General features: G+C 70.4%; 21 protein-coding genes. 3 read left to right on the top strand and 18 right to left on the bottom strand.

Annotation, left to right across the window (positions count from 1 at the left end):
* Positions 1-5: 5 nt before the first annotated feature.
* Positions 6-3,608, bottom strand: a complete 3,603-nt coding sequence (gene dnaE, locus V1351_RS05890; RefSeq protein ID WP_338751651.1) for a DNA polymerase III subunit alpha — start codon at positions 3,606-3,608, stop codon at positions 6-8.
* A gap of 194 nt (positions 3,609-3,802) precedes the next feature.
* On the opposite strand from dnaE, the gene V1351_RS05885 reads away from it, so the two are divergent.
* The 3 genes from V1351_RS05885 (at position 3,803) to V1351_RS05875 (ending at position 6,259) form a co-directional block, all read left to right on the top strand.
* Positions 3,803-5,335, top strand: a complete 1,533-nt coding sequence (locus V1351_RS05885; RefSeq protein ID WP_338751650.1) for an AMP-binding protein — start codon at positions 3,803-3,805, stop codon at positions 5,333-5,335.
* A 142-nt stretch (positions 5,336-5,477) separates the two neighbouring features.
* On the top strand, positions 5,478-6,041 hold the full coding sequence (locus V1351_RS05880) for a hypothetical protein (protein WP_338751648.1): 564 nt from the start codon (positions 5,478-5,480) through the stop codon (positions 6,039-6,041).
* The gene (locus tag V1351_RS05875) at positions 6,041-6,259 is read left to right on the top strand and encodes a helix-turn-helix domain-containing protein (RefSeq protein WP_338751646.1); all 219 of its coding nucleotides are present in this window, start codon (positions 6,041-6,043) and stop codon (positions 6,257-6,259) included. Before V1351_RS05880 ends, V1351_RS05875 begins: the two co-directional genes overlap by 1 nt.
* A 10-nt stretch (positions 6,260-6,269) precedes the next feature.
* On the opposite strand, the gene V1351_RS05870 is transcribed toward V1351_RS05875, so the two are convergent.
* The 17 genes from V1351_RS05870 to V1351_RS05790 all read right to left on the bottom strand — a co-directional run bounded on the left by V1351_RS05870 (position 6,270) and on the right by V1351_RS05790 (position 23,727).
* The gene (locus V1351_RS05870; RefSeq protein WP_338751644.1) at positions 6,270-7,205 is read right to left on the bottom strand and encodes an RluA family pseudouridine synthase; all 936 of its coding nucleotides are present in this window, start codon (positions 7,203-7,205) and stop codon (positions 6,270-6,272) included.
* Positions 7,198-7,797 (bottom strand): signal peptidase II, encoded by a 600-nt coding sequence (gene lspA / locus V1351_RS05865; protein ID WP_338751642.1) that lies wholly within the window; start codon positions 7,795-7,797, stop codon positions 7,198-7,200. The genes V1351_RS05870 and lspA overlap by 8 nt, the downstream gene beginning before the upstream one ends.
* Positions 7,770-8,417 carry a TraR/DksA family transcriptional regulator gene (locus tag V1351_RS05860; RefSeq protein ID WP_338751640.1) on the bottom strand — a complete coding sequence of 216 codons (648 nt, stop codon included), beginning with the start codon at positions 8,415-8,417 and terminating at the stop codon, positions 7,770-7,772. Before V1351_RS05860 ends, lspA begins: the two co-directional genes overlap by 28 nt.
* Positions 8,418-8,622: 205 nt before the next feature.
* Positions 8,623-9,693, bottom strand: a complete 1,071-nt coding sequence (locus V1351_RS05855) for a DivIVA domain-containing protein (protein WP_338751638.1) — start codon at positions 9,691-9,693, stop codon at positions 8,623-8,625.
* Positions 9,694-9,766: 73 nt separating this feature from the next.
* Positions 9,767-10,042, bottom strand: coding sequence for a YggT family protein (locus V1351_RS05850; protein WP_338751636.1), 276 nt, complete (start codon positions 10,040-10,042; stop codon positions 9,767-9,769).
* 42 nt (positions 10,043-10,084) lie between these two features.
* Positions 10,085-10,555 carry a cell division protein SepF gene (locus V1351_RS05845; protein ID WP_338751634.1) on the bottom strand — a complete coding sequence of 157 codons (471 nt, stop codon included), beginning with the start codon at positions 10,553-10,555 and terminating at the stop codon, positions 10,085-10,087.
* A gap of 45 nt (positions 10,556-10,600) precedes the next feature.
* The gene (locus tag V1351_RS05840; RefSeq protein ID WP_338751632.1) at positions 10,601-11,305 is read right to left on the bottom strand and encodes a YggS family pyridoxal phosphate-dependent enzyme; all 705 of its coding nucleotides are present in this window, start codon (positions 11,303-11,305) and stop codon (positions 10,601-10,603) included.
* Positions 11,302-12,033 carry a peptidoglycan editing factor PgeF gene (gene pgeF, locus V1351_RS05835; RefSeq protein ID WP_338751630.1) on the bottom strand — a complete coding sequence of 244 codons (732 nt, stop codon included), beginning with the start codon at positions 12,031-12,033 and terminating at the stop codon, positions 11,302-11,304. The genes V1351_RS05840 and pgeF overlap by 4 nt, the downstream gene beginning before the upstream one ends.
* A gap of 33 nt (positions 12,034-12,066) precedes the next feature.
* On the bottom strand, positions 12,067-13,392 hold the full coding sequence (gene ftsZ, locus V1351_RS05830; protein WP_338751628.1) for a cell division protein FtsZ: 1,326 nt from the start codon (positions 13,390-13,392) through the stop codon (positions 12,067-12,069).
* Between the two features lie 150 nt (positions 13,393-13,542).
* On the bottom strand, positions 13,543-14,292 hold the full coding sequence (locus V1351_RS05825; RefSeq protein WP_338751626.1) for a cell division protein FtsQ/DivIB: 750 nt from the start codon (positions 14,290-14,292) through the stop codon (positions 13,543-13,545).
* 65 nt (positions 14,293-14,357) lie between these two features.
* Entirely contained in the window at positions 14,358-15,797 is a 1,440-nt protein-coding gene (gene murC, locus V1351_RS05820; protein ID WP_338751624.1) for a UDP-N-acetylmuramate--L-alanine ligase, read from the bottom strand.
* A complete protein-coding gene (murG, locus tag V1351_RS05815; protein ID WP_338751622.1) occupies positions 15,790-16,902 on the bottom strand; it encodes an undecaprenyldiphospho-muramoylpentapeptide beta-N-acetylglucosaminyltransferase in 1,113 nt (370 codons plus the stop codon). Before murG ends, murC begins: the two co-directional genes overlap by 8 nt.
* Entirely contained in the window at positions 16,899-18,185 is a 1,287-nt protein-coding gene (gene ftsW / locus V1351_RS05810) for a putative lipid II flippase FtsW (protein WP_338751620.1), read from the bottom strand. Before ftsW ends, murG begins: the two co-directional genes overlap by 4 nt.
* Position 18,186: 1 nt before the next feature.
* Positions 18,187-19,692: a UDP-N-acetylmuramoyl-L-alanine--D-glutamate ligase gene (gene murD / locus V1351_RS05805; protein WP_338751618.1), complete on the bottom strand. Its 1,506-nt coding sequence runs from the start codon at positions 19,690-19,692 to the stop codon at positions 18,187-18,189.
* Positions 19,689-20,774, bottom strand: coding sequence for a phospho-N-acetylmuramoyl-pentapeptide-transferase (gene mraY / locus V1351_RS05800; RefSeq protein ID WP_338751616.1), 1,086 nt, complete (start codon positions 20,772-20,774; stop codon positions 19,689-19,691). Before mraY ends, murD begins: the two co-directional genes overlap by 4 nt.
* Positions 20,771-22,174, bottom strand: coding sequence for a UDP-N-acetylmuramoyl-tripeptide--D-alanyl-D-alanine ligase (locus V1351_RS05795; RefSeq protein ID WP_338751614.1), 1,404 nt, complete (start codon positions 22,172-22,174; stop codon positions 20,771-20,773). The genes mraY and V1351_RS05795 overlap by 4 nt, the downstream gene beginning before the upstream one ends.
* Positions 22,171-23,727 (bottom strand): UDP-N-acetylmuramoyl-L-alanyl-D-glutamate--2,6-diaminopimelate ligase, encoded by a 1,557-nt coding sequence (locus V1351_RS05790; RefSeq protein WP_338751612.1) that lies wholly within the window; start codon positions 23,725-23,727, stop codon positions 22,171-22,173. The genes V1351_RS05795 and V1351_RS05790 overlap by 4 nt, the downstream gene beginning before the upstream one ends.

Below are 23,727 nucleotides of genomic sequence, written 5' to 3'. Positions count from 1 at the left end.
GTCGCTCATGCCGTCACCGCGCGGGCGCCGAGGACCACCTTCAGGTCTCCGATCAACGCCTCGCTCGGCTCGACCCGGTAGCTGGCGTCGACGGCCATCGTCACCGCGCGTCCCGGCTGGACGAGCTTGATCTGCACGTCGGTGCTGCCCGGGTGCTGCGCAAGCACCTGCTTGACCTCCTCGATCCGTCCGGTCGTCGCGCGGGCGTAGTCGAGGGTGAGCACCACCGGGCCACGGGGCCCGTCGGTCAGCTCGGGGATCTTCAGGTCCTCGGCGTAGAGGGAGACGGAGTCGTCACGCACGTTCACCCGGCCGCGCACGACGGCGACGATGTCCTGGGTGAGCATCGTCTGCACCGTCAGGTAGGTCTTGGGGAAGAACAGGCACTCGATCGCTCCCTCGAGGTCCTCGACGGTCGCGATGGCCCACAGGTCGCCCTTCTTGGTGCGCTTGACGCTCAGCCCGGTGACGAGCCCGGCGATGGTGACGTGGCTGTTCTCCTTCACGCCGTTGTCGGACTGCGTCAGCGTGGCGATGGAGGTGTCCGCGGCACGCTGCAGCACGTGCTCGACGCCGAAGAGCGGGTGGTCGGAGACGTAGAGACCGAGCATGTCGCGCTCGTTGGCGAGCTTGGCCTTCTTGTCCCACTCGACGTCGGGGATCGAGCGCAGGCCCATCCCCTCGATGCCGCCCCCGGGGGCGTCGTCGGCCTCGTCGCCGCCGAACATGTCCCACAGCGAGTCCTGACCGACCGCCTCCTGACGCTTGACGCCGACGAAGGCCTCGACGTACTCCTCGTGGACCATGACCAGGCCCTGGCGGGGATGGTCGAGGTCGTCGAAGGCGCCGGCCATGATCAACGACTCGATGGTGCGCTTGTTGCAGACGATCGCCGGGCACTTGGCGAGGAAGTCCTCGAAGGAGGTGAACGCCCCCTTCTCCTCGCGGGTGGCGATGATCGCGTCGACGACGTTGCGACCGACGTTGCGGATCGCGAGCAGGCCGAATCGGATGTCCTCGCCGACGGCGGCAAAGGGCCCCTGGGACTCGTTGACCGACGGGGGAAGCACGTTGATGCCCATGCGGCGGCACTCGTTGAGGTACAGCGCCGACTTGTCCTTGTCGTCGCCGACGGAGGTGAGCAACGCCGCCATGTACTCGGCCGGGTAGTTGGCCTTGAGGTAGGCGGTCCAGTACGAGACGAGGCCGTAGGCCGCGGTGTGCGCCTTGTTGAAGGCGTAGTCGGAGAAGGGGACGAGCACGCCCCACAGCGCGGCGACCGAGTCCTCGTTGTAGCCGTTGGCCTTCATCCCCTCGGAGAAGGGCACGTACTCCTTGTCGAGGACCTCCTTCTTCTTCTTGCCCATCGCGCGCCGGAGCAGGTCGGCATTGCCCAGGGTGTACCCCGCGAGCTTCTGCGCGATCTCCATCACCTGCTCCTGGTAGATGCACAGGCCGTGGGTCGTACCCAGGATCGGCTCCAGTGCCTCGACCATCTGCGGCTGGAGCTTGCCCTTCAGCTGGGGGTCGAGCGGGACGACCTCCTGGCGACCGTTCTTGCGCAGGGCGAAGTTCGTGTGGGCGTTCACGCCCATCGGTCCGGGCCGGTAGAGCGCGAGCGCGGCGGAGATGTCCTCGAAGTTGTCCGGCTGCATCAGCCGCAGCAGCGTGCGCATGCCGCCGCCGTCGAGCTGGAAGACACCGAGGGTGTCACCCCGACCGAGCAGGCGGTAGGTCGCCGTGTCGGTCATGTCCTTGCTCAGCGCGTCGAGGTCGATCTCCTCGTCACGGTTCGTCCTGATGTTGACCAGGGCGTCGTCGAGGATCGTCAGGTTGCGCAGGCCGAGGAAGTCCATCTTGACCAGCCCGAGCGTCTCGCACGTGGGGTAGTCGAACTGGGTGAGCACCTGCCCGTCCTGCAGGCGTCGCATGATCGGGATCACGTCGATCAGCGGTTCGCTGGACATGATGACACCGGCGGCGTGCACGCCCCACTGACGCTTCAGCCCCTCCAGCCCCTTGGCCGTCTCGACGATCTCGCCGAGGTGCTTCTCGCTCTCGACGAGGTCGCGGAACTCCTGGCCCTCGTTGTAGCGCTCGTGCTCGGGGTCGTACATCTTGTTCAGCGGGACGCCCTTGCCCATGACGTCGGCCGGCATGGCCTTGGTCAGCTGCTCGCCGACGGAGAAGGGGTGGCCCATGACGCGGGCAGCGTCCTTGACGGCCTGCTTGGCCTTGATCGTGCCGTAGGTGGCGATCATCGCCACCCGCTCGTCACCGTACTTGTCGGTGACGTACTGGATGACCTCCGAGCGACGACGCTCGTCGAAGTCGACGTCGAAGTCCGGCATCGACTGTCGCTCGGGGTTGAGGAAGCGCTCGAAGATCAGGCCGTGCGGAACCGGGTCGAGGTCGGTGATCCCCATCGAGTAGGCACACATCGAGCCGGCACCCGAGCCACGGCCCGGCCCCACCCTGATGCCGTTGCGCTTGGCCCAGTTGATGAAGTCGGCGACGACGAGGAAGTACCCCGGGTACCCCTTGCCCGCGATGACGTCGACCTCGTAGTCCGCCTGCTGCTGCGCGTACTCCGGGATGCCGTCGGGGAAGCGCCGCGACAGACCGGTCTGGACCTCCTTGACGAACCAGGAGTGCTCGTCCTCCCCGGCGGGAACGTCGAATCGCGGCATGTACCGCCCTTCGCCCTCCGTGAACGAGACCTCGCACATGTCGGCGACCAGCAGCGTGTTGTCGCAGGCCTCGGGCAGCTCGCGCCACAGGTGACGCATCTGCGCCGGTGACTTCAGGTAGTACCCGTCCCCCTCGAAGGAGAACCGGTCCGGGTCGAGCAGCGTCGAGCCGGAGTTGATGCACAGCAGCGCATCCTGGGCGATGTAGTCCTCCTGCTTGACGTAGTGCAGGTCGTTCGTCGCCAGCAGCGGCAGCTGGAGGTCCCTGGCCAGGCGCATCAGGTCCTCGCGCACCCGACGCTCGATCTCGTTGCCGTGGTCCATCAGCTCGAGGAAGTAGTGCTCCGTGCCGAAGATGTCCCGGAACTCGCCGGCGGCCTCGATCGCCTTGTCATACTGCCCCAGGCGCAGTCGCGTCTGGATCTCGCCGGACGGACAGCCGGTCGTGGCGATGAGCCCCTCGCCGTACTGCGACAGCAGCTCACGGTCCAGGCGCGGCCACTTGGCGTAGACGGAGTCCAGGGAGGCCATCGAGTCCATCCGGAACAGGTTGTGCATGCCGGTGTTGTTGCGCGCCAGCAGCGTCATGTGCGTGTAGGCACCGCCACCGGAGACGTCATCGCCCTTGCGGGTGCGCTCGTCACCCCACTTCACCCGGGTCTTGTCCTTGCGGCTGGTGTGGCCGGGTGCGACGTAGGCCTCGAGCCCGATGATCGGCTTCACGTCGTAGGACTGCGCCGTCTTCCAGAACTCGTGCGCCCCGAAGAGGTAGCCGTGGTCGGTCGTCGCGATCGCCGGCATCCCCATCTCCTGGGCGGTGGAGAACATGTCCGTGATCCGGGCAGCCCCGTCGAGCATGGAGTACTCGGTGTGGTTGTGCAGGTGGACGAAGTTCTCGGAACGCGGCAGCTCGGACATCGCCACGAGTCTAGGCCGAGCCACGGACAACCCGGACCCTGCCCGAGGACTGGCGCGATCGGCCGCCGACCGCGGGCCACGCGCCGTTCACCGCTCCTCGTGCCGTGCGGATCTTCTCTCCGCCCACCGGTGGGTCTACCGTCAGGAGTGACACCATCGTCCAGCCACAGGAGGCCCTGAGGATGCACGTCCCCATGTCCGTGAACCACTTCCTCGACCGCGCTGCGAACGTCTACGGCGAGCGCACCGCCGTCGTCGACGAGCCGGACCAGCCGGCGGCGCCGCTGACGGGCGTGACCTACGCCCGGATGCGCCAGCTCGCCCGGGCCCAGGCGGCCCACCTGGACTCGCTGGGCATCGAGGTCGGCGACCGGATCGCGGTCGTCTCGCACAACTCCGCCCGCCTCCTGACGAGCTTCTTCGGTGTCGCCGGCTCCGGGCGCGTCCTCGTGCCGATCAACTTCCGCCTCGCCCCCGAGGAGGTCAAGTTCATCGTCGAGCACTCCGGGGCTCGCGTGCTGTACATCGACCCCGAGCTGACCTCCCTCATCGAGGAGGTGCAGGCCGAGCACACCTTCGTCCTCGGCGAGGACGAGCACCTCTTCGGCACCGAGGAGCAGATCGCCGCCGCCGAGCCGCGCCCCTGGGAGCCGGACGAGAACGCCATCGCGACGATCAACTACACCTCCGGCACGACGGCCCGCCCCAAGGGCGTGCAGATCACCCACCGCAACATCTGGGTCAATGCCGTCACCTTCGGCCTGCACGCCGGCATCGGCGACCGGGACGTCTACCTGCACACGCTGCCGATGTTCCACGCCAACGGGTGGGGCATGCCCTTCGCCATGACGGGCGTCGGCGCCCAGCACGTCGTCATCCGCAAGATCGACGGCGCGGAGATCCTCAGGCGGGTGCGGGACCACGGTGTCACCGTCATGTGCGCCGCGCCGGCCGTGGTCAACGCCGTCCTGGCGGCGGCCGCGGAGTGGGAGGGCGAGATCCCCGGCCGAGACCGCGTGCGCATCATCGTCGCCGGCGCCCCGCCGCCCACGCAGACGATCGCCCGCGTCGAGACCGAGCTCGGCTGGGAGTTCCAGCAGATCTACGGTCTGACCGAGACCTCTCCCCTGCTGACGGTCAACACCACGCGCGCCGAGTGGGACGACCTGTCGCCCGAGGACCGGGCCGGCAAGCTCGTGCGGGCCGGCATGCCTGCCCTCGGTGTCGAGATGTCGGTGTCGGAGTCCGGCGAGGTCCTGGCCAGGAGCAACGTCATCATGGAGGGCTACTGGAACCTCCCCGAGGAGACCGAGCGCACCTTCGAGGGCGGCTGGTTCCACACCGGTGACGGTGGCTACATCGAGGACGACGGCTACGTCACGATCAGCGACCGCAAGAAGGACGTCATCATCACCGGTGGCGAGAACGTCGCCTCCGTCGAGGTCGAGGACGTCCTGTTCTCCCACCCGGACGTCGTCGAGGCCGCCGTCATCGGCGTCCCGGACGACAAGTGGGGCGAGACGATCAAGGCCCTCGTCGTCGTCACGGAAGGGTCCACGGCCACCGAGGCCGACATCATCGCCTGGTGCAAGTCGCGCGTCGCCGGCTACAAGTCCCCGACGTCCGTCGAGTTCCGCGACGAGCTCGCCCGCACGGCGACCGGCAAGCTGCAGAAGTTCAAGCTGCGGGCCCCCTACTGGGAGGGTCGGGAGCGCAAGGTCAACTGACCGCGCTCCAACGGCCCCCTTGGCCCACTCGGGCGAAGGGGGCCGTTTGCGTACCCGACGACGGGGTCCCACTCCCTTCGCCCGTCTGCTACATTGTTTTTCGATGCATCGAGAAACGATGTACAGGCGCAGGAGGGATGCCATGACCACTCCATCGACGAAGCTCCGTCGCGATGCCGCGGCCTCGGTCTTCGCGTACGCCCTGGCCGGCGGGGCCCTCGTGGTCCACGTCGCCGCCACCCTCACCGATGACTGGGGCGAGGGCCGGGTGGCCCTGCGCGTCACCGGCGCCGGCGACCTCGGCGCGAGCACGCTCCGCGTGGACTCGGCGCAGGTCCCCGCATGGGCACTCACGACGCTGCGCGCCGCAGAGCTGGGCCAGTGGCTCGCAGGAGCCGCCGTCCTCGTCATGCTCACCGTGTGCGTGGTCCGGATGATCCGGGGGGAGATCTTCACCCGCTCGACCGCACGATGGGCGACGGGGGCCAGCTGGGCGGCGCTGCTCCTGCTCCTGCTGCCCCCGCTGCTGCGCGGCCTGGCGACGAACGTCGCCCTCCACGCCACCGTCGGCACCGAGCGGTGGGAGCCGCACGCCGTCACCCCCGAGTGGTGGTACCTCTACGTCGGGATGATGACGCTGTCCTTCCTCGCGCTCGTCCTGCGGCGCGGGAGCCAGCTCCAGGAGGACCAGGACGGGCTCATCTGATGCCCCCCGAGGACCACCGGGTGGAGTGCCACCTCGACGCGCTGCTCGAGGCCCGCGGCATGACCCTCACCGAGCTGAGTCGTCGGATCGGCATCACCCACGCCAACCTCTCGGCGCTGAAGAACAACCGCGGCCGGGCCATCCGCTTCTCGACGCTGACGGCGCTGTGCGACGTGCTCGGGTGCACCCCCGGCGAGCTCTTCTCCGTGCGCCGTTGACGCAGGCGCGTCAGGACATCGCGCCGAGCCGGTCCAACGCCTGCTGCAGGTCGTCGGGGTAGGTGCTCTCGAAGTACACGTACTCCCCCGAGCCCGGGTGGGTGAAGCCCAGGCCCATCGCGTGCAGCCACTGCCGCTCCAGGCCGAGCTTCTTCGCCAGGGTCGGGTCCGCGCCGTAGGTCGGGTCACCGACGCACGGATGACGAAGGGCGGCCATGTGCACCCTGATCTGGTGGGTGCGTCCGGTCTCGAGCGTCACGTCCAGCAGGGACGCGTGCCGGAAGGCCTCGATCAGCTCGTAGTGGGTGACCGCGTGCTTGCCGGAGTCCATGACGGCGAACCTGTAGTCGCCGCTGGGGTGGCGGCCGATCGGCGCGTCGATGGTACCGACGTGCGGGTCGGGCAGGCCCTGGACGAGCGCGTGATAGGTCTTGTCGACCGTGCGCTGCTTGAAGGCACGCTTGAGCACCGAGTAGCCGTACTCGCTCTTGCACACCACCATCAGGCCGCTCGTGCCGACGTCCAGCCGGGAGACGATCCCCTGCCGCTCGCTGGCGCCGCTGGTGGTGATCCGGTAGCCGGCGGCCTTGAGCCCGCCGAGCACGGTCGGTCCGGTCCAGCCGACACTCGGGTGCGCGGCGACACCCACGGGCTTGTCGACGACGACGATGTCGTCGTCGTCGTGGACGATCCGCATCCCCGGGACCGGCTCGGCGACGACCTCGAGGCCGGGGTCGGTCGGTGCCGGCGGCAGCCTGATCTCGATCCGGGCGCCGGTGGTCACCCGCGTGGACTTCGCGACGCCGGCGCCATCGACCTCGACCTTGCCCTCGGCGGCGAGCTCGGCGGCCCGGGTGCGCGAGAGACCGAAGAGACGCGCCACTGCGGCGTCCAGGCGCTCCCCCTCGAGCCCTTCGGGGACGAGGACGTTGCGGATGTCACTCATCGGTGTCCTCCTTGGCGTGGCGCCGACCCGACGCGTGCTGCGGGTGCGAGCCGTCGATGCCGATGTTGGTGAAGACGAGCCACAGCAGCAGGAGTGCTCCACCGACGATGGCGATGTCGGCGACGTTCCCGACGAAGAGGCCGCCGTAGTCGATGAAGTCGATGACGTGTCCCTCCAGGGGGCCGGGATCGCGGAAGAAGCGGTCGACCAGGTTGCCCAGCGATCCGCCGAGCACCAGTCCCAGGGCCAGGCTCCATCGTGCGGAGCCGATCCGCGGGGCGACGGCGAGGATCGCCACCGTCACGGCCATCGCGACGAGGGTCATCACCCAGGTCATCGAGTCGCCGATGGAGAACGCGGCGCCCGAGTTGCGGATCAGCCGCAGGCCGAGCAGGTCACCGACCAGGCTGACGCCCGGCTCCCCCTCGAGTGCGGTGAGTGCCCACACCTTGCTCACCTGGTCGATGACCAGGACGAGGGCTGCGGCGATGACGTACCACGCCAGGACCCGCGTGCGGGACCCCGCCGGGCCGGTGTCACCGTCCCGGGGTGGCTGTGTGGCGCTCAGCGACGCTCCTGTGTGCTCTTGCATGTCATGCACAGGGTCGCACGCGGATAGGCCTGGAGTCGAAGCTTGCCGATCGGGGTACCGCAGGACTCGCAGATCCCGTAGGTCCCGTCCTCCAGCCGCTCGAGCGCATGGAGGTTCTGCTCCAGCCCGGTCCGGGCCCCCGCCAGCAGACTCAACTCGTGCTCGCGCTCGAAGGACTTCGCTCCGGCGTCGGCGGGGTCGTCGCCGGCACCGTCGATCGGCTCCCTGAGGAAGACGGTCAACTCGTTCTCCGAGGACCGGAGATCCGCACGCAGTCGGGCGATCTCGCCCTCGAGCTCCACGCGGACCTCCTTCAGCTCCTCCGGGCTCCACGGCGACTCGTCCTCACGGACGACGAGGTGCTCGGCCCGGGCCACCCCGCCGGCCGGCGCCTTCTTCCCCGGCGCCTTGGCCTTCGCCGGCTTCGCCGCCGTCTTGCTCGCCGCCGTCTTGCTTGCCGCGGTCTTCTTGGCAGGCGTCTTCGCCGTGGTCGAGGCGGACTTCGTGGTGGACTTCTTCGCCGTCTTCGTCGTCCTGTTCGCCGTGGTGCCGGTCGCGCCCTGTGCAGGCGCGGACTTCTTGGGGGCCGCAGTACGGGCCGTCGACTTCTTCGCCGCCATGATCGTCCTCGATTTCCGGAGGTCCGTGCCGTGCCCGGACCTGGTGTGCCCGCAGAGTACGACGTTTTGGGCGAGGAGAGCAGGATCACGCTGCGGCGTTTCCCCTGCAGTGCACCACCCGTCCCGGACGACACGAGAGCGGCGGTGCCCGCAAGGACACCGCCGCTCTCGTCGGACGATCGGGACGCACCCGATCAGGGCCTGATCAGTGCTTTGCGCTCTCCTGGGGGGCGAGCGAGGGTGCGGTCTCGAGGTCCTTGAGCTGACCGGAGATGAAGTCCTTGAGCTTGCTGCGGTAGTCGCGCTCGTAGGTGGTCAGCTCGGAGATGCGGGTCTCCAGGCTGGTCTTCTGCGCGTTCAGGTCGTCGAGGATCTTCTTGCGCTTCGCCTCGGCCTCGCTGACGAGCGAGGCGGACTTGGCCTGGGCATCCGAGACGAGCTTGTCACGCTGGCTGGTGCCCTCGCCGACGAGTTGGTCACGCTTGGCCTGACCGGACTTGACGAACTCGTCGTGCTTGCTCTGGCCCGAGGTCGAGAGCTCGTCGTGCTTGAGCTGCCCCTTGGTGACGAGCTCCTGGTGCTGGCGCTCGGCCTCGGCGACCATCTTGTCGCGCTGGGTCTGGCCCTCGGCGACGTGCTCGTCGTGCAGCTTCTGGGCCAGGGCGATCAGGCCGGAGGCCCCGGCGCCACCGCCGGCGGCAGCGGCCATCTGGCCGGCGCCGGCATCGGCGGAGTCCGCGGCCGGCTGGGCAGCCGTGGTGTCCGCAGCGGCCTTGGCATCGGCCTCGGCCTTCTCGGCAGCGGCGTTGGCGGCCGCGATGCGCTCCTGCGCGCTCTTCTCGGCCTCGTCGGCGCGGGCGTTGACCGTGGCGATGCGCTCGTCGGCGCTGGCCTGGGCGGAGGAGACCTTCGCGGAGTCGCCACTCGGCTTCCCCTCACGCGGGGTGGTGCTCGACTCGAGCTCGGCCACCCGGCGCTCCAGCTCACCGGCGCGCTTCTCGGCGTCGGCGCGAGCGGCGGTCTCCTTCTCGAGACGGCTGCGCAGGTCGCGGGTCGCGGCCTCGTCGGGCGTGTCGGCGCCAGCGGTCGCGGCTGCGGCCGGAGCGGCCCCACCATCGCCGGCTCGGGAGCGCAGGTCCTCCGAGTCCTTGACCATGCGCCTCATCTCGGCGACGACCTCGTCGAGGAAGTCGTCGACCTCGCGCTCGTCGTATCCGCGACGGAACTGGGTCTGGGTAAAGGTCTTGTTGAGGACGTCCTCGGGCGTGAGCGCCATACTTCCTCCGTATGCGATCGGGCAGTTGCGGGGCTCGTACGGCGCGCGGCACGCACGGGCATCACCCCTCAGCCTAGACGATCGCGCGCAGGATCGAGACCAGGATGATGAGGATGAGGAATGCGAGGTCGATGGCCACGCCGCCCAGTCGCAACGGGGGAACCACCCTGCGGATGGCCTTCAGCGGCGGATCGGTTGCTGTGTAGATCGCCTCGGCGATGACGAGGATCACTCCCTGGGGACGCCACTGACGCGCGAAGACCTGGATCCACTCGAAGATGAGCCGTCCGATGAGGATGTACAGGTAGATGCCGAGCAGGAGGTCGAGCACTTCTCGGACGATCAACATGGCGTAAGCCTATGTGCCGCACCGAGGGCGTGACCGGGCAGGTCAGGACTGGTTGAACAACCCTCGGGTCTGCGGGGTCTCCCCGCCCTCGGCGTCGACCTCGATGTGCTCCGGGGAGAGCAGGAAGACCTTGTTGGTCACGCGCTCGATCGAGCCGTGCAGACCGAAGACGAGACCGGCGGCGAAGTCGACGAGACGCTTGGCGTCGGAGTCGTCCATGTCCGTGAGGTTCATGATCACCGGGGTGTTGCTGCGGAAGCTCTCCCCGATGGCCCGGGCATCGTTGTACGTGCTCGGGTGGATCGTGGTGATGCGGTTCATCTGGGTGACCTCCACCTCGCGGACGGCGGGCGCGGCCTGGACCCGACGGATCGGGGTGACCTCCGCGGCAGGCTCCCCCGGGGCCATGTCGTGACCGGGCACGTCGTACTCCTCGTACTCCTCGTACTCGTCGTAACGCTTGTCGTCCTCGGCGAGGCCGAGGTAGACCATCGCGTTCCGCAGTGCCGTCATGTCCGCATCCTCACAACTTCGTAGTCCTCGTCGTCGGTACCGAAGTTACCGCTGGGACGGACGAACTCCGAGGATTGCCGTCCCGACACGCAGGTGTGTCGCACCGTGGCGCACCGCCGCCTCGAGGTCACCGCTCATGCCCGCGGAGACCCAGTCGGCCTGCGGATGGTCCGCCCGCAGGCGCTGCGCGACCACGGCTAGGCGGGCAAAGGCCTCGTCCGGGTCCCCTCCGAGAGGCGCGACGGCCATGAGCCCACCGAGGCGAAGGGAGGCGCTGGCCGCGATCTGGTCGGCAAGGGCGGGCACGTCGACCGGCTGCGCTCCCCCGCGGTGCTCCGCTGGGTCGGGGTCGAGGTCGACCTGGATGAGGGTGGTCAGCTCGCGACCGGCGGTGTGGGCACCCCGCTCGAGTGCCCCGATGATCTTGGGACGGTCGACGGAGTGGACGACATCGGCCCATCGACTGACGGCGCCGGCCTTCTTGGACTGCAGCTGACCGATGAAGTGGGCGCGCATCCCGGGTGGCGTCCCCCCGTCGGCGAGCTTCTCGCTCGCCTCCTGCTCACGGTTCTCACCGATGTCGGTGACCCCGAGATCGGCGAGCAGGTCGAGGTCGCTGCGCGGGAAGAACTTCGTCACCACGATCAGGTGCACCTCCGCACGCGACCGACCGGCATCCCGGCAGGCGCGCTCGATGCGCTCCTCGACGGCGGCCAGCCCCTCGGCGAGCTCGTCCCGACGGGCCCTCATGCCGGCCTGCCGACGATCCCGGCGAAGCGTCCGGTCGTGCCGTCGCGACGGTGGGAGAAGAGGGACTCGATCTCACGAGCGCAGCCGGGGACCCACGTCAGGGGGATACCCATCCCCGCCAGCTGGTCGACGACGCCGGCGGCGACGTCGATCGCCGGGGTGCCCTGCCAGGCGAGGGTGGCGGACACCGGCGTGACGGCCGCGGCCTCGTCGCGCAGGGCGGCGGGGACCTCGTAGCAGCGGCCGCACACGGACGGACCGACCGTGGCCTGAAGGTCGCGGGACCCGAGGTCGCGCAACGCGGCGACGACGGCGGGGACGACCCCCTTCGTCATGCCATGACGTCCGGCGTGGGCGACTCCGACGAGACCGGCCCGCTCGTCGAGGAGCAGCACCGGGGTGCAGTCCGCGACGAGGACGCCCAGGGCGATCCCCGGCAGGTCGGTCACGAGAGCATCGGCGGTCCCGACGGCGCCGGTCGACGTGCGCGGCCCCTGCAACACCTCACCGGTGACGTGGATGACATCGGTACCGTGCACCTGGTCGGCCCAGACCGTCGGCATGCCGATCTGCGCCTCCAGTCGCGCGCGGTTGGTCGCCACGTCCTCGGGTGCGTCACCCACGTGGGCGCCCAGGTTGAGGCCGGCGAAGGGGGCGCTGCTCGCCCCACCCCGCCGGTCGGTGAAGGCAAGCACCGCTCCCGGTGCGCTCGATCGCCAGGCGAACACGTCAGCAGCGCTCCCGGCCCACCGGCCCGGGGATCACTTCAGGAAGTCCGGCACGTCCAGGTCGTCGCCGTCGTCGAAGGTCACCTGGCGCGGCGGCGCCGCCGGAGGCTGCTGTGTCGGCTGGGCGGGCTGGCCCTGCGGCTGGCCACCCTGCTGGGCGGGCTGTCCCTGCTGCGGCTGCCCCTGGGCGGGTGGCTGCTGGGTCGGCTGGGTCGGCTGGGCGGGCTGGCCCTGCGGCTGGCCACCCTGCTGGGCAGGCTGTCCCTGCTGCGGCTGCGCCTGCGCCGGTGGCTGCTGCTGCGGCTGGCCACCCTGCTGCGGCTGGGCGGCCGACTGCGGCTGGGCGGGCGACTGGTTGCGTCCACCGGACTGGACCTGACCCAGGGCGCGGTCGTCCTGGCGCGGCGTCGGGGCGCCACCGTCGAAGCCCGCGGCGATGACGGTCACGCGAACCTCGTCGCCGAGGGCGTCGTCGATGACCGTGCCGAAGATGACGTTCGCCTCGGGGTGCGCGGCCTCCTGCACCAGGCGGGCGGCCTCGTTGATCTCGAAGAGGCCGAGGTCGCTCCCACCCTGGACCGACAGGAGGACACCGTGGGCACCGTCGATGCTCGCCTCGAGCAGCGGCGAGGAGATCGCGAGCTCGGCGGCCTGCACGGACCGGTCCTCGCCTCGTGCGGAGCCGATGCCCATGAGCGCGGACCCGGCCCCTTGCATGACCGACTTGACGTCCGCGAAGTCGAGGTTGATCAGACCCGGGGTGGTGATCAGGTCGGTGATGCCCTGGACACCGGAGAGGAGCACCTGGTCGGCCGAGCGGAAGGCGTCGAGCATGCTCACGGCGCGGTCACTGATCGAGAGCAGGCGGTCGTTGGGGATGACGATGAGGGTGTCGACCTCGTCGCGCAGGGCACCGATCCCGGACTCGGCCTGGTTGGCGCGGCGGCGTCCCTCGAACGTGAAGGGGCGGGTGACGACACCGACGGTGAGGGCACCGAGACTCTTGGCGATCTTGGCGACGACGGGCGCACCGCCCGTGCCCGTGCCGCCTCCCTCGCCAGCGGTCACGAAGACCATGTCGGCCCCCTTGATGACCTCCTCGATCTCCTCGGCGTGGTCCTCCGCGGCCTTCTTGCCGACCTCGGGGTCCGCGCCGGCACCGAGGCCACGGGTCAGGTCCCGACCGACGTCGAGCTTCACGTCGGCGTCGGACATCAGGAGCGCCTGGGCATCGGTGTTGATCGCGATGAACTCGACGCCCTTGAGTCCGACCTCGATCATCCGGTTGATGGCGTTGACGCCACCGCCGCCGATGCCGACGACCTTGATAACGGCCAGATAATTCTGGGCTGATGCCACGGGGACTCCTGTTGCTTGCTGCTCGGTGGTGCCGTCACCCCGGAAGCTCAAGGTGAACTTCAGGGTTACAGTTTGGTCACGCTCGGTGTGCGGGTGACGTTATGCGGCCCGGGACCGGGGAGCAAACGCATGACCCGCGTGTCGCCCAGCCTAACCCGTCGTGACGGGTGACCCGGGGGCCGAGACGTCGATGATCTCGGGCTTCTTCTCCAGCAGGATGGGGATGACCCTCACCTTGACGTCCGGACTTTCGGCGTCGCCCCAGATGATGGTCGTGCCGCCGAGTCGGAAGGTGACCTGGTCCGCCCCGTCGACCGTGACGTCACGCACCCGTTCGCGCATGTCCTCCGGCAACGCCCGGAGCATCCCCCGGGCCGCCTGCACGCCGTGGCCCGAGACGTCCGCGCCGTCCTCTGCCGTGACCGTCGGAACCCCCTTCGGCGCGGACGCGACCGTGCGGATGGACACCCCCTGCATGTCGAGCAGCCGGAAGCCCTCGTCCTCACGGACCGCCAGCGCCGGAACCCTCGACGTCACCTTCACATTGAGGGTGTGTGGCCAGTCGCGATCGATGTCCACCGACTTCACACCGGGCACCGTGTCGATGATCCGGGTCGACACCTCGCCGGCGTCGACCCGGGCGAGCGGAGTCCCGCGCTCCTGCTGCGCGACCTGCTCGATCACCGCCTCGTCTGCCTTCTGCGCCCCGGTGACCTCGACCGTGCGCACGTCGAGCACGGAGGAGAAACCCAGGAGCCAGCCGAGCCCGACCAGGACGGCGACGACGACCAGCGTGAGCAGCCATCGGCGCAGCCGCTGCCCACGGGCCCGGGCAGCCCGTTCGACGAAGCGACGTTCTGTCGCCTCCCTCGTCCCGCTGTGTCCGCTGCGCTGTCGCATCGATCCGCCCTGTTCTCGCAACTGCCTAGGCCCCTGTGTTCCCGACTGGTGCCATCGACCCCGCCTCACCGGCCGAGGGCGTGCAGGATCCGCGGGCCGAGAGCGGTGACGTCGCCCGCGCCGACCGTGAGCACGAGGTCGCCCGGCGCGGTCGTCGCGACGATCCGCTCGAGTGCCTCCTCCTCGGTGACGACCGAGACCGCCGTCCCGGACGCAGCGAGCGGGTCGGCGACCAGGTGCGAGCTCACCCCCTCCAGGGGCTCCTCGCGGGCACCGAAGATGCCGAGAAGCAGCACCTCGTCGGCCGGGGCCAGCCCCTGGGCGAAGAGGTCGGCGAAGTCGCGGGTGCGGGAGTACAGGTGCGGCTGGAAGACGACGACGAGGCGGGCCTCCCCCGCGATCTCCCGGGCGGTGCGCACGACGGCCTCGACCTTGCCGGGATTGTGCGCGTAGTCATCGACCACGGTGACGCCCCCGGCGACCCCCTTCGTCTCGAAACGCCGTCGGGACCCGCCGTAGGCCGCGAGACCGGCCAGGACGGCCTCGGCGTCCAGACCCAGCCCCTCGACCGCGGCCGCGTAGGCAGCCGTCGCGTTCAGCAGGTTGTGTCGTCCCGGGACCGCGATCGCCAGCTCTCGGTCGGTCCCGGCCGCGGACAGCGTGGCGCGCGCGTTCGTCCCCTCGAGCGTCGCGCCGGACAGGCGCAGATCAGCGCCCTCGGCGAAGCCGTAGGTGAGCACGCGCCGGCCCGCCCCGGCCGCCCGGTCGGCCAACCGGGTCGATCCCTCGTCGTCGGCACAGGCGATGAGCAGGCCGTCGGGCTCGATCGTCGCGGTGAACTCGAGGTAGGCGGCCTCGACGGTGGCGAAGTCGCCGTAGAAGTCGAGGTGGTCGGGCTGGACGTTGGTCACGACGGCCACGTGCGGGCGGTAGGCGATGAAGGAGCCGTCCGACTCGTCCGCCTCCGCGATGAAGGCGGTACCCCGGCCGAGGGCCGCGTTGACGCCCTGTGTGGACAGCTCCCCACCGAGGGCGAAGGAGGGGTCCTGGCCCGCCTCGAGCAGGGCGACGGTGAGCATCGAGGACGTCGTCGTCTTGCCGTTGGCTCCGGCGACGGCCACTCGCTCCCGATCGCCCATCGCGGCGGCGAGGGCCTGGCTGCGGTGGACCACGCGCAGACCGCGCTCTCGGGCTGCGGCGAGCTCGGGGTTGGACTCACGGATCGCGGAGGAGACGACGACCGTGTCGGCACCCTCGAGGTGGGCCGGATCGTGCCCCACGTGGATACGGGCCCCGAGCCGGCGGAGTCGCTCGAGCAGCGGGGAGTCCTTCGCGTCGCTGCCGCTCACCTCCATCCCGGCGTCGAGGAGCAGCCGCACGATCGCGGACATCCCGGCCCCGCCCGCGGCGAGCACGTGCACGGCGCCGAGATCGGTCAGACCCAGCCGGGGAGACAGGTAGTCGAAGCGCGGGTTGCGCGGCACGGGCGGCAGCGCCTCAGCCACGGCTGCCGTTCTCCATCCACGCGGTCGTGACGAGGTCGGCCAGGGTCTCGTCGGCGTTTCGGTGACCGACCGACGCCGCTGCCGCGGACATCGCGTCCAACCGCTGCGCGTCGCGCAGCATCGGGACGATCCCGGTGGCGATCCAGCCCGGGTCGACATCCGCGTCCTCGACGAGTACCCCACCCCCGGCCTCGACGACACCGGCCGCGTTGAGCCGCTGCTCACCGTTGCCGATGGGCAGCGGGACGTAGACGCCCGGCAGGCCCACAGCCGTGAGCTCGCAGACGGTGTTGGCGCCGGCCCGGCAGACGACGGTGTCCGCGGCCGCGTAGGCCAGGTCCATCCGGTCGACGTACGGCAGGACGACGTAGGGAACCGACGCGTCCCCGCCGACCGCGTCGAAGTCCTTGCCGGCACCGGTGGCGTGCAGCACCTGCACGCCGGCGTCGCGCAGCGTCGGCACGCTCGCCGCGAAGGCGTCGTTGAGCCGCTTGGCCCCGAGCGAACCGCCGGTGACCAGCACCACCGGCAGGTCCTCGCGCAGGCCGAAGTGCGCCCGTGCCCCGGCGCGGGACGCGGACCGGTCGAGCGCGATGATCTCGGGGCGCAGCGGCATGCCGATGACCCGGCCACCGGGCAGCTTGGTCCCGGGGAAGGTCATCGCGACGTGGTCGGTGAATCGCGCGCCGAGCTTGTTGGCGATACCGGCGCGGGCGTTCTGCTCGTGGATGACGATCGGCACCCCGAGCCGACGGGCGGCGAGGTAGGCCGGCGTGGAAACGTACCCGCCGAAGCCGACGACGACCTGGGCGTCCATCTCCTCGATGGCCTGCTGGGCGGCGGCCACTGCCCTGCGCAGGTTGACGGGCAGCCGGACGAGGTCCCCCGTCGGCCGCCGGGGCAGCGGAACCTTGGGGACCGTGCGGAACTGATAGCCGCGCTCGGGGACGAGGCGCGCCTCCAGCCCCTCGACCGTCCCCAGGGCGACGAGGTCGACAGCGGGGTCACGACGCCGCAGGCAGTCGGCGAGGGCGAACAGCGGCGAGACGTGACCCGCGGTGCCACCCCCCGCCAGAAGGATGCGTGTGGGGCGCGAGCCAGTCATCGGGTGGAGGTCCTCCTGATCGGGAGCCGGGCGCGCAGGGCACGCAGCCCGGATGGCTTGGCAGCGATCATCTCAGAGCAGCCGGGCTCGTTGCGCGCGAAGCTGAGGAGCACGCCGACGGCGAGCATCGTGGTCACCAACGATGACCCGCCGGAGGAGACGAAGGGCAACGGGACACCGATGACGGGGAGCATGCCGATGACGGCACCGATGTTGATCGTCGCCTGGACGAGCACCCAGGTGCAGATCCCGGCGGTGACGATCCGCACGAAGAGGTCATCGGTGCGCGAGACCAGACGCATCCCGGTCAGGGCGAAGGCGGCGAACAGCCCGAGAACGGCCAGACTGCCGAGCAGCCCCAGCTCCTCGCCGATGATCGCGAAGATGAAGTCGTTGTACGGCTCCGACAACCAGCCCCACTTCTCGCGGCTGGCCCCCAGCCCGACACCGAGCCAGCCACCATCGGCCAGGGCGAAGCGCCCGTGCATCGGCTGGCGACAGATGTCGTAGTAGAGGTCGCTGCCCGGTGCGCAGGCCTGCGGGTCGAGCCAGATCTGGATGCGCTGCATGCGGCTGTTGCCCAGCCCGGCCGCGAGGACACCGGCAGCGGCGAAGATTCCGGCACCGACCACGAACCACCGCAGGTGCACACCGGCGGCGAAGAGCATGCCCACGACGATCATCGCGATGACCGTCGCGGTCCCGAGGTCGTGCCCCAGCATCACGAGCGTGAGCAGCAGGATCGCGATCGGGACGACGAAGGGGACCAGCGCGTGCTTGATCGAGCCGAGCAGCTCGCGCTTGCGCTCCAGGACCAGCGCCCCGGAGAGCACCAGGGCGAGCTTGGCGATCTCGCTCGGCTGGAGGGTGACCGGACCGACACCGATCCAGTTGCGGTTTCCCTGGAAGCCGAAGCCCAGTGGCGAGAAGACCAACGCGAGCAGCACGAGTGAGACCAGCAGGGCCGGCAGCGCCAGCCACTTCCAGAACGCCACACTGCGTCGCGCAGCCCACCACAGCACGATGGCGCCGATGACTGCGAAGACGAACTGCTTGAGGAAGATCGTGAAGGAGGAGTCGCTCTCCTTCAGCGAGACGATCATCGAGGCGGAGAGCACCATCACCAGCCCGATGCCCACGAGCAGCCCGACGATGCCGAGCAGCAGGTAGTAGGTCGTCATCGGCGACTCGAAGCGGGCCAACCACTGCTCCAGCGGGCTGCCGGTGCGGCGACCGCGGCGCGTCGCAGGTCGACCACGTCCGGCCGCTGCGTTGCTGCTCACGTCACCCCTCCTGCACGTACCGATCCACCGCTGCGGCGAAGGCATCGCCGCGGGCCCCGTAGTTGTCGAACATGTCCATCGATGCCGCCGCCGGGGCCAACAGCACCACGTCACCCGGCCGGGCGAGCTCACCTGCGTGCCGGACGACGAGATCCATCGCCCCAGTGTCCGTCGTGGCGACGTCGATCACCGGGACCTCGGGCGCGTGTCGGGCAAGCGCCGCGGCGATCTGCTCGCGGTCCCGCCCGATGAGCACGGCTGCGCGCAGTCGCGGGGCAGCCGCTGCGACCAGCTCGTCGACGTCGGCACCCTTGAGCAGTCCCCCGGCGACCCAGACGACGTGCTCGTGCGCGAGCAGGCTGGCCCGTGCGGCGTGCGGGTTGGTCGCCTTGGAGTCGTCGACCCAGTGCACATCACCCGAGGTGAGGACGTGGGCGATCCGGTGGGGCTCGGGCTGCCAGGCGTGCAGACCCTCGCGCACGGCGACCGGTGGCACCCCGCAGGCGCGCGCCAGGGCGGCTGCCGCCAGCGCGTTGGCGACGAGGTGGGGGGCGAGCGTGGCCGCCTCCCCCTGCACGTCGGCGAGCGTGCCGAGCTCGGCGGCGGACTGATGCCGGTCCTCGACGAAGGCCCGGTCGGCCAGGACGTCCTCGACCACGCCGAGCATGGATGGCTGCGGCGTGCCGAGGGTGAAGCCGATCGCACGGCAGCCCTCGACGACATCGGCCTCCTCGACGAGCTGCCGGGTCGCCGGGTCCTCGACGTTGTAGACGCAGGCGGCCTCGGCACCGGAGAAGACCCGGCCCTTGGCGGCGGTGTAGGCCGCCAGCGAGCCGTGCCAGTCGATGTGGTCGGGCGCGATGTTCAGGCAGGCCGCGGCCAGGGGGCGAAGGGAGTGGGTCCAGTGCAGCTGGAAGCTCGACAGCTCGACCGCGATGGCGTCGAAGGGCTGCGGGTCCTGTACCAGCTCGATCACGGGCGTGCCGACGTTGCCGCCGCTGGCCGCACGCAGCCCGGCGGCCCGCAGCATCGCGGTGAGCATCTGCACGGTGGTCGTCTTGCCGTTGGTGCCGGTGACGAGCAACCACGGTGCGGCGCCCCGGCTCGGTCGCATCCGCCAGGCGAGCTCGACGTCGCCCCAGATGGGGATGCCGGCCTCCGCAGCAGCCGCCAGCAGGGGCTGGTGCGGCGGCCACCCCGGGGAGGTGACGACGAGGTCGATCCCCTCGGCAGGCCCGGGCAGGGCCTCTGGCGCACCGTCGCCGAGCAGCAGCTGCGCCCCCAGCACGTCCAGCATCTGCGCGCGCTGGGCCAGCACGGACTCGGACCCGGGCTCCGGCGCAACCGCGTCGACGACGCGCACGCGGGCGCCGTGCTCGAGCAGCGAGTCCGCGGCAGCGAAGCCGGAGACCCCCAGCCCCGTGACGACGACGCGCAGCCCTGACCAGTCGGCGTCGCGGTGGGTCAGGTGGGCCAATCGGGAGGTGCGGTCGGGCGTACCGGTCACGTGGGGGCCCCCACGACCCACTCGGCGTAGAAGACGGACAGGCCGAGGCCGACGAAGAGCCCGGCGATGATCCAGAACCGGATGACGATCGTGACCTCCTGCCACCCCAGCAGCTCGAAGTGGTGCTGCAGCGGGGCCATCCGGAAGACCCGTTTGCCGGTGGACTTGAAGGAGGCGACCTGGATGATCACCGACAGGGTGATCGTGACGAAGAGGCCGCCGAGCAGGATGATGAGCAACTGGGTCTGCGACAGGATCGCCAGACCGGCCAGTGCGCCCCCGAGCGCGAGCGAACCGGTGTCACCCATGAAGATCTTCGCCGGTGAGGCGTTCCACCACAGGAAGCCGAAGCACGCCCCGGTGCCGGCGGCGGCGACCACCGCGAGGTCGAGTGGGTCGCGCACGTCGTAGCACTTGGCGCCCGGGCTGATCTGGCAGTTCTGGTTGAACTGCCAGATCGCGATCACGACGTAGGCGGCGAAGACCATGACCGCGGACCCGGTCGCGAGGCCGTCGAGTCCGTCGGTGAGGTTCACGCCGTTGGAGGTCCCCGCGATCATCAGGTTGGACCAGATGATGAAGAGGATCATGCCGATGATCGGTCCGGCGAAGTACAGGTCGAGAGGCAGGTCCCGCACGAAGGAGATGTGCGTCGAGGCAGGTGTGCGTAGCCCCTCGTTGGGGAACTGCAGGGCCAGGATGGCGAAGGTCACGCCGACGAGGGCCTGCCCGACCAGCTTCTCCCCCGACTTCAGGCCGAGGCTGCGCTGCTTGCTGATCTTGATGTAGTCGTCGGCGAAGCCGACGGCACCCAGGCCGACCATGAGGAAGATCACGAGGATGCCGCTCGCGGTGGGCGGTGTCCACAGCACCACGTGGGCGATGGCGTAGGCCAGGACGGTCGAGAGGATGATGACCGCGCCGCCCATCGTCGGGGTGCCGCGCTTGGTGTGGTGCGAGTCGGGCCCGTCGTCGCGGATGAACTGGCCGTAACCCTGCTTGACGAGGTACTTGATGAACATCGGCGTCCCGAGCAGGGACACCACGAGGGACACGACGGACGCGATGAGCACCGCCTTCATGCGCGAGCCTCCCTCTGGACGATTCGATCTCCGAGCCACCGTAGCCCGGCGTCACGGCTGGACTTGAACACCACGACGTCTCCGGTCGAGAGTTCCTCGCGCAGCAGTTCCTCGGCGGCATCGGCATCGGGGACGGTCCGCACGCGAAGGTCCTCGGCCCCGGCCGCGCGCGCGCCGTCGGCCAGCGGGTGCGCGTCCTCGCCGACGACGAGCAACTCGTCGAAGCCCAGCTGCGCGACCTCGCTCCCGACCTGCGCGTGCAGGACCGGTGCGTCGTCACCGAGCTCGAGCATCGCTCCCAGGACGGCCCATCGGCGGCCCGACGTGGCCATCCCGGACACCGAGCGCAGTGCGGCCGACATCGAGTCGGGGTTGGCGTTGTAGGCGTCGTTGACGACGGTCACGCCGTCCTCGCGACGGGTGACCTCCATCCGCCACCGGCTCCGCGGGCGCGCTGCGGCCATCGCGGTGACGATCCGGTCGAGGGACATGCCGGCCGCGTGGGCGGCAGCGATGACGGCCAGGGCGTTGCCGACGTGGTGGCGGCCGACGAGGCCGAGGGTCACCTGTGCGGTGCCGAAGGGGGCGGTGACGGTGAACGAGGCCCGACCGGCCGCGTCGAGGGTCACGTCCGTGGCGCGCACGGTGGCCGTCTCGGACTCTCCGACGAGGACGACGTGCGCCCCGGTTCGTCCGGCCATGGCGGCGACGACCGGGTCGTCGGCGTTGAGCACGGCGACTCCGTCGGTCGGCAGGGCGGCGGGCAGCTCGGACTTCGCTCTGCCGACGGCCTCCAGCGACCCGAACTCACCGACGTGGGCGTGACCGACGTTGAGCACGATCCCGATCCGTGGCGGGGCGATGTGGGTGAGGTACTCGATGTGGCCGATGCCCCGGGCGCCCATCTCGACGACGAGGTGCCGGGTCGCCGACGTGATCCGGCAGACGGTCAGCGGCACACCGACCTCGGAGTTGTAGGAGCCGAGCGGGGCGACCGTGCCACCGTCGACCTCGAGGACCGCGCCGAGCAGGTCCTTGGTACTCGTCTTGCCCGAGGAGCCGGTGATCCCGATGACCGTCAGATCCGGGCGGGAGTCGACGAGGTGCCGGGCGAGGGCCACGAAGGCCGCCTGGTCGTCCTCGACGACGACGGCCGGCAGGCCGTCGACCTCCCGGGTGGTGATGGCGGCGACGGCGCCCCCCTTCGCCGCGGCGGGGACGAACTGGTGGCCGTCGGCGCTCTCCCCCACACGGGCGATGTAGAGGCTGCCGGGGGCCGCCTCGCGGGAATCGGTGACGACGGGCCCGTCGACGGTGATCGCGTCGGCCTCGCTCGTGCTGCATCCGTGCAGGCGCCCGCCGGTGATGTCGGCGACGGCGCCCAGGGTCGTGGGGATCATCCCGAGACGCTCCGGTGGTCGAGGGCGGCCCGCAGGACCACCCGGTCGTCGTGGTCGCGGACCTCTCCGCGCACCTCTTGGCCCTGCTCGTGGCCCTTGCCCAGGACGGCGACGGTGGCGCCGGGTCCGGCCTCGCAGGCGATCTCGACGGCCAGCTCGATCGCGGCACCGCGACCCGGGACGTTCTCCAGTCGGGCGCGAGAGCGTGGCCAGACCCCGTCGGCGACGGCCGCGCGGATGACCTCGGGCTCCTCGTCGCGGGGGTTGTCATCGGTGACGATCACGACGTCGGCGTGCGCGGCGGCCGCCGCGCCCATGCCCCCACGCTTGCCCGGATCGCGGCTGCCGCCGGCGCCGAGGACGACGACGAGCAGGCCGTTGGTCTGCAGGCGCAGCGCCGACAGCACCGCACCGACGGCGTCCGGGGTGTGCGCGAAGTCCACCAGGGCAGTCGGCAGGTCGTCCACGTCGGGGCGCGCCGTGTCGCTCGGGAGGACCAGCTCCATCCGGCCGGGGACCTCCGGGCGGGTGAGGATCGCCGCCGCGACGTCGTCGGGCGCGACGCCGGAGATCATCAGCGCGACGGCCGCCATCGCGGTGTTGACCCGGTTGAAGTCGCCGGGCAGTGCCGAGCGCAGGTGGAGCATCCCGTCCGAGCCGGTGAGGGTCAGGTCGGGCTGACGCGGGTCGCCGCCGATCACCCAGTCGGCCTCGACGTCCAGGCGGGAGGTCACCGTCGTGATGGGGACGCTCGCCTCCTGTGCCAGCCGCAGACCCCACTCGTCGTCGATGCACACGACCCCCTGTCGGGACCGCCGCGGCGTGAAGAGGCTCGCCTTGGCCCGGAAGTAGTCCTCCATCGTCAGGTGGAAGTCGAGGTGGTCCTGGCTGAGGTTGGAGAAGAGGGCGACGTCGTAGACGACCTCGTCGACGCGGTGGAGCGTCAGCGCGTGGCTGGAGACCTCCATGACGCAGTCGTCGACGCCCCGCTCCCCCATGACCGACAGCAGCGCGTGCAGGTCGGTCGTCTCCGGGGTCGTGCGCACCGACTTGATCCGCTGGTCGCCCACGCGGGTCTCGATCGTGCCGATGAGGCCCGTGGTGCGGCCGAGTGCCTCCAGTGCCGAGACCATCAGGTAGGCGATCGTCGTCTTGCCGTTGGTACCGGTGATGCCGAACATCGTGGGCATCACCGCCGCGCTGTCGTAGATCGCCGCGGCGACCTCGCCCAGGCGCGAGCGCGGGGCGGTCACCTCGATGACGGGCAGGTCCACTCCCTTCGCCGCGATGCGCGAGACCCCGTCCGCGTCGGTGAGGACGGCGATCGCCCCCGCCTCGGCGGCGGCCGCGACGAAGTCGGCGCCGTGGACCCGGGCACCCGGCAGCGCGGCCCACAGGTCACCGGGGCGCACGGTGGCGGTGTCGAGGGAGACACCGGTCACGGCAACGGGTCCGGTCGAGGGATCGACGAGACGGGCCGCGTCGGGTCCCAGGACCTCGACCACCGCGGACAGCGTCAGCGGCTGCACCCGCTCAGGACGTGGGAATGGCAC

Source organism: Janibacter sp. A1S7, from assembly GCF_037198315.1.
Taxonomy (GTDB): Bacteria; Actinomycetota; Actinomycetes; order Actinomycetales; family Dermatophilaceae; genus Janibacter; species Janibacter alittae.
Note: the sequence above shows the minus strand (reverse complement) of the source record. Positions and strands in the feature narration are given on the sequence as shown.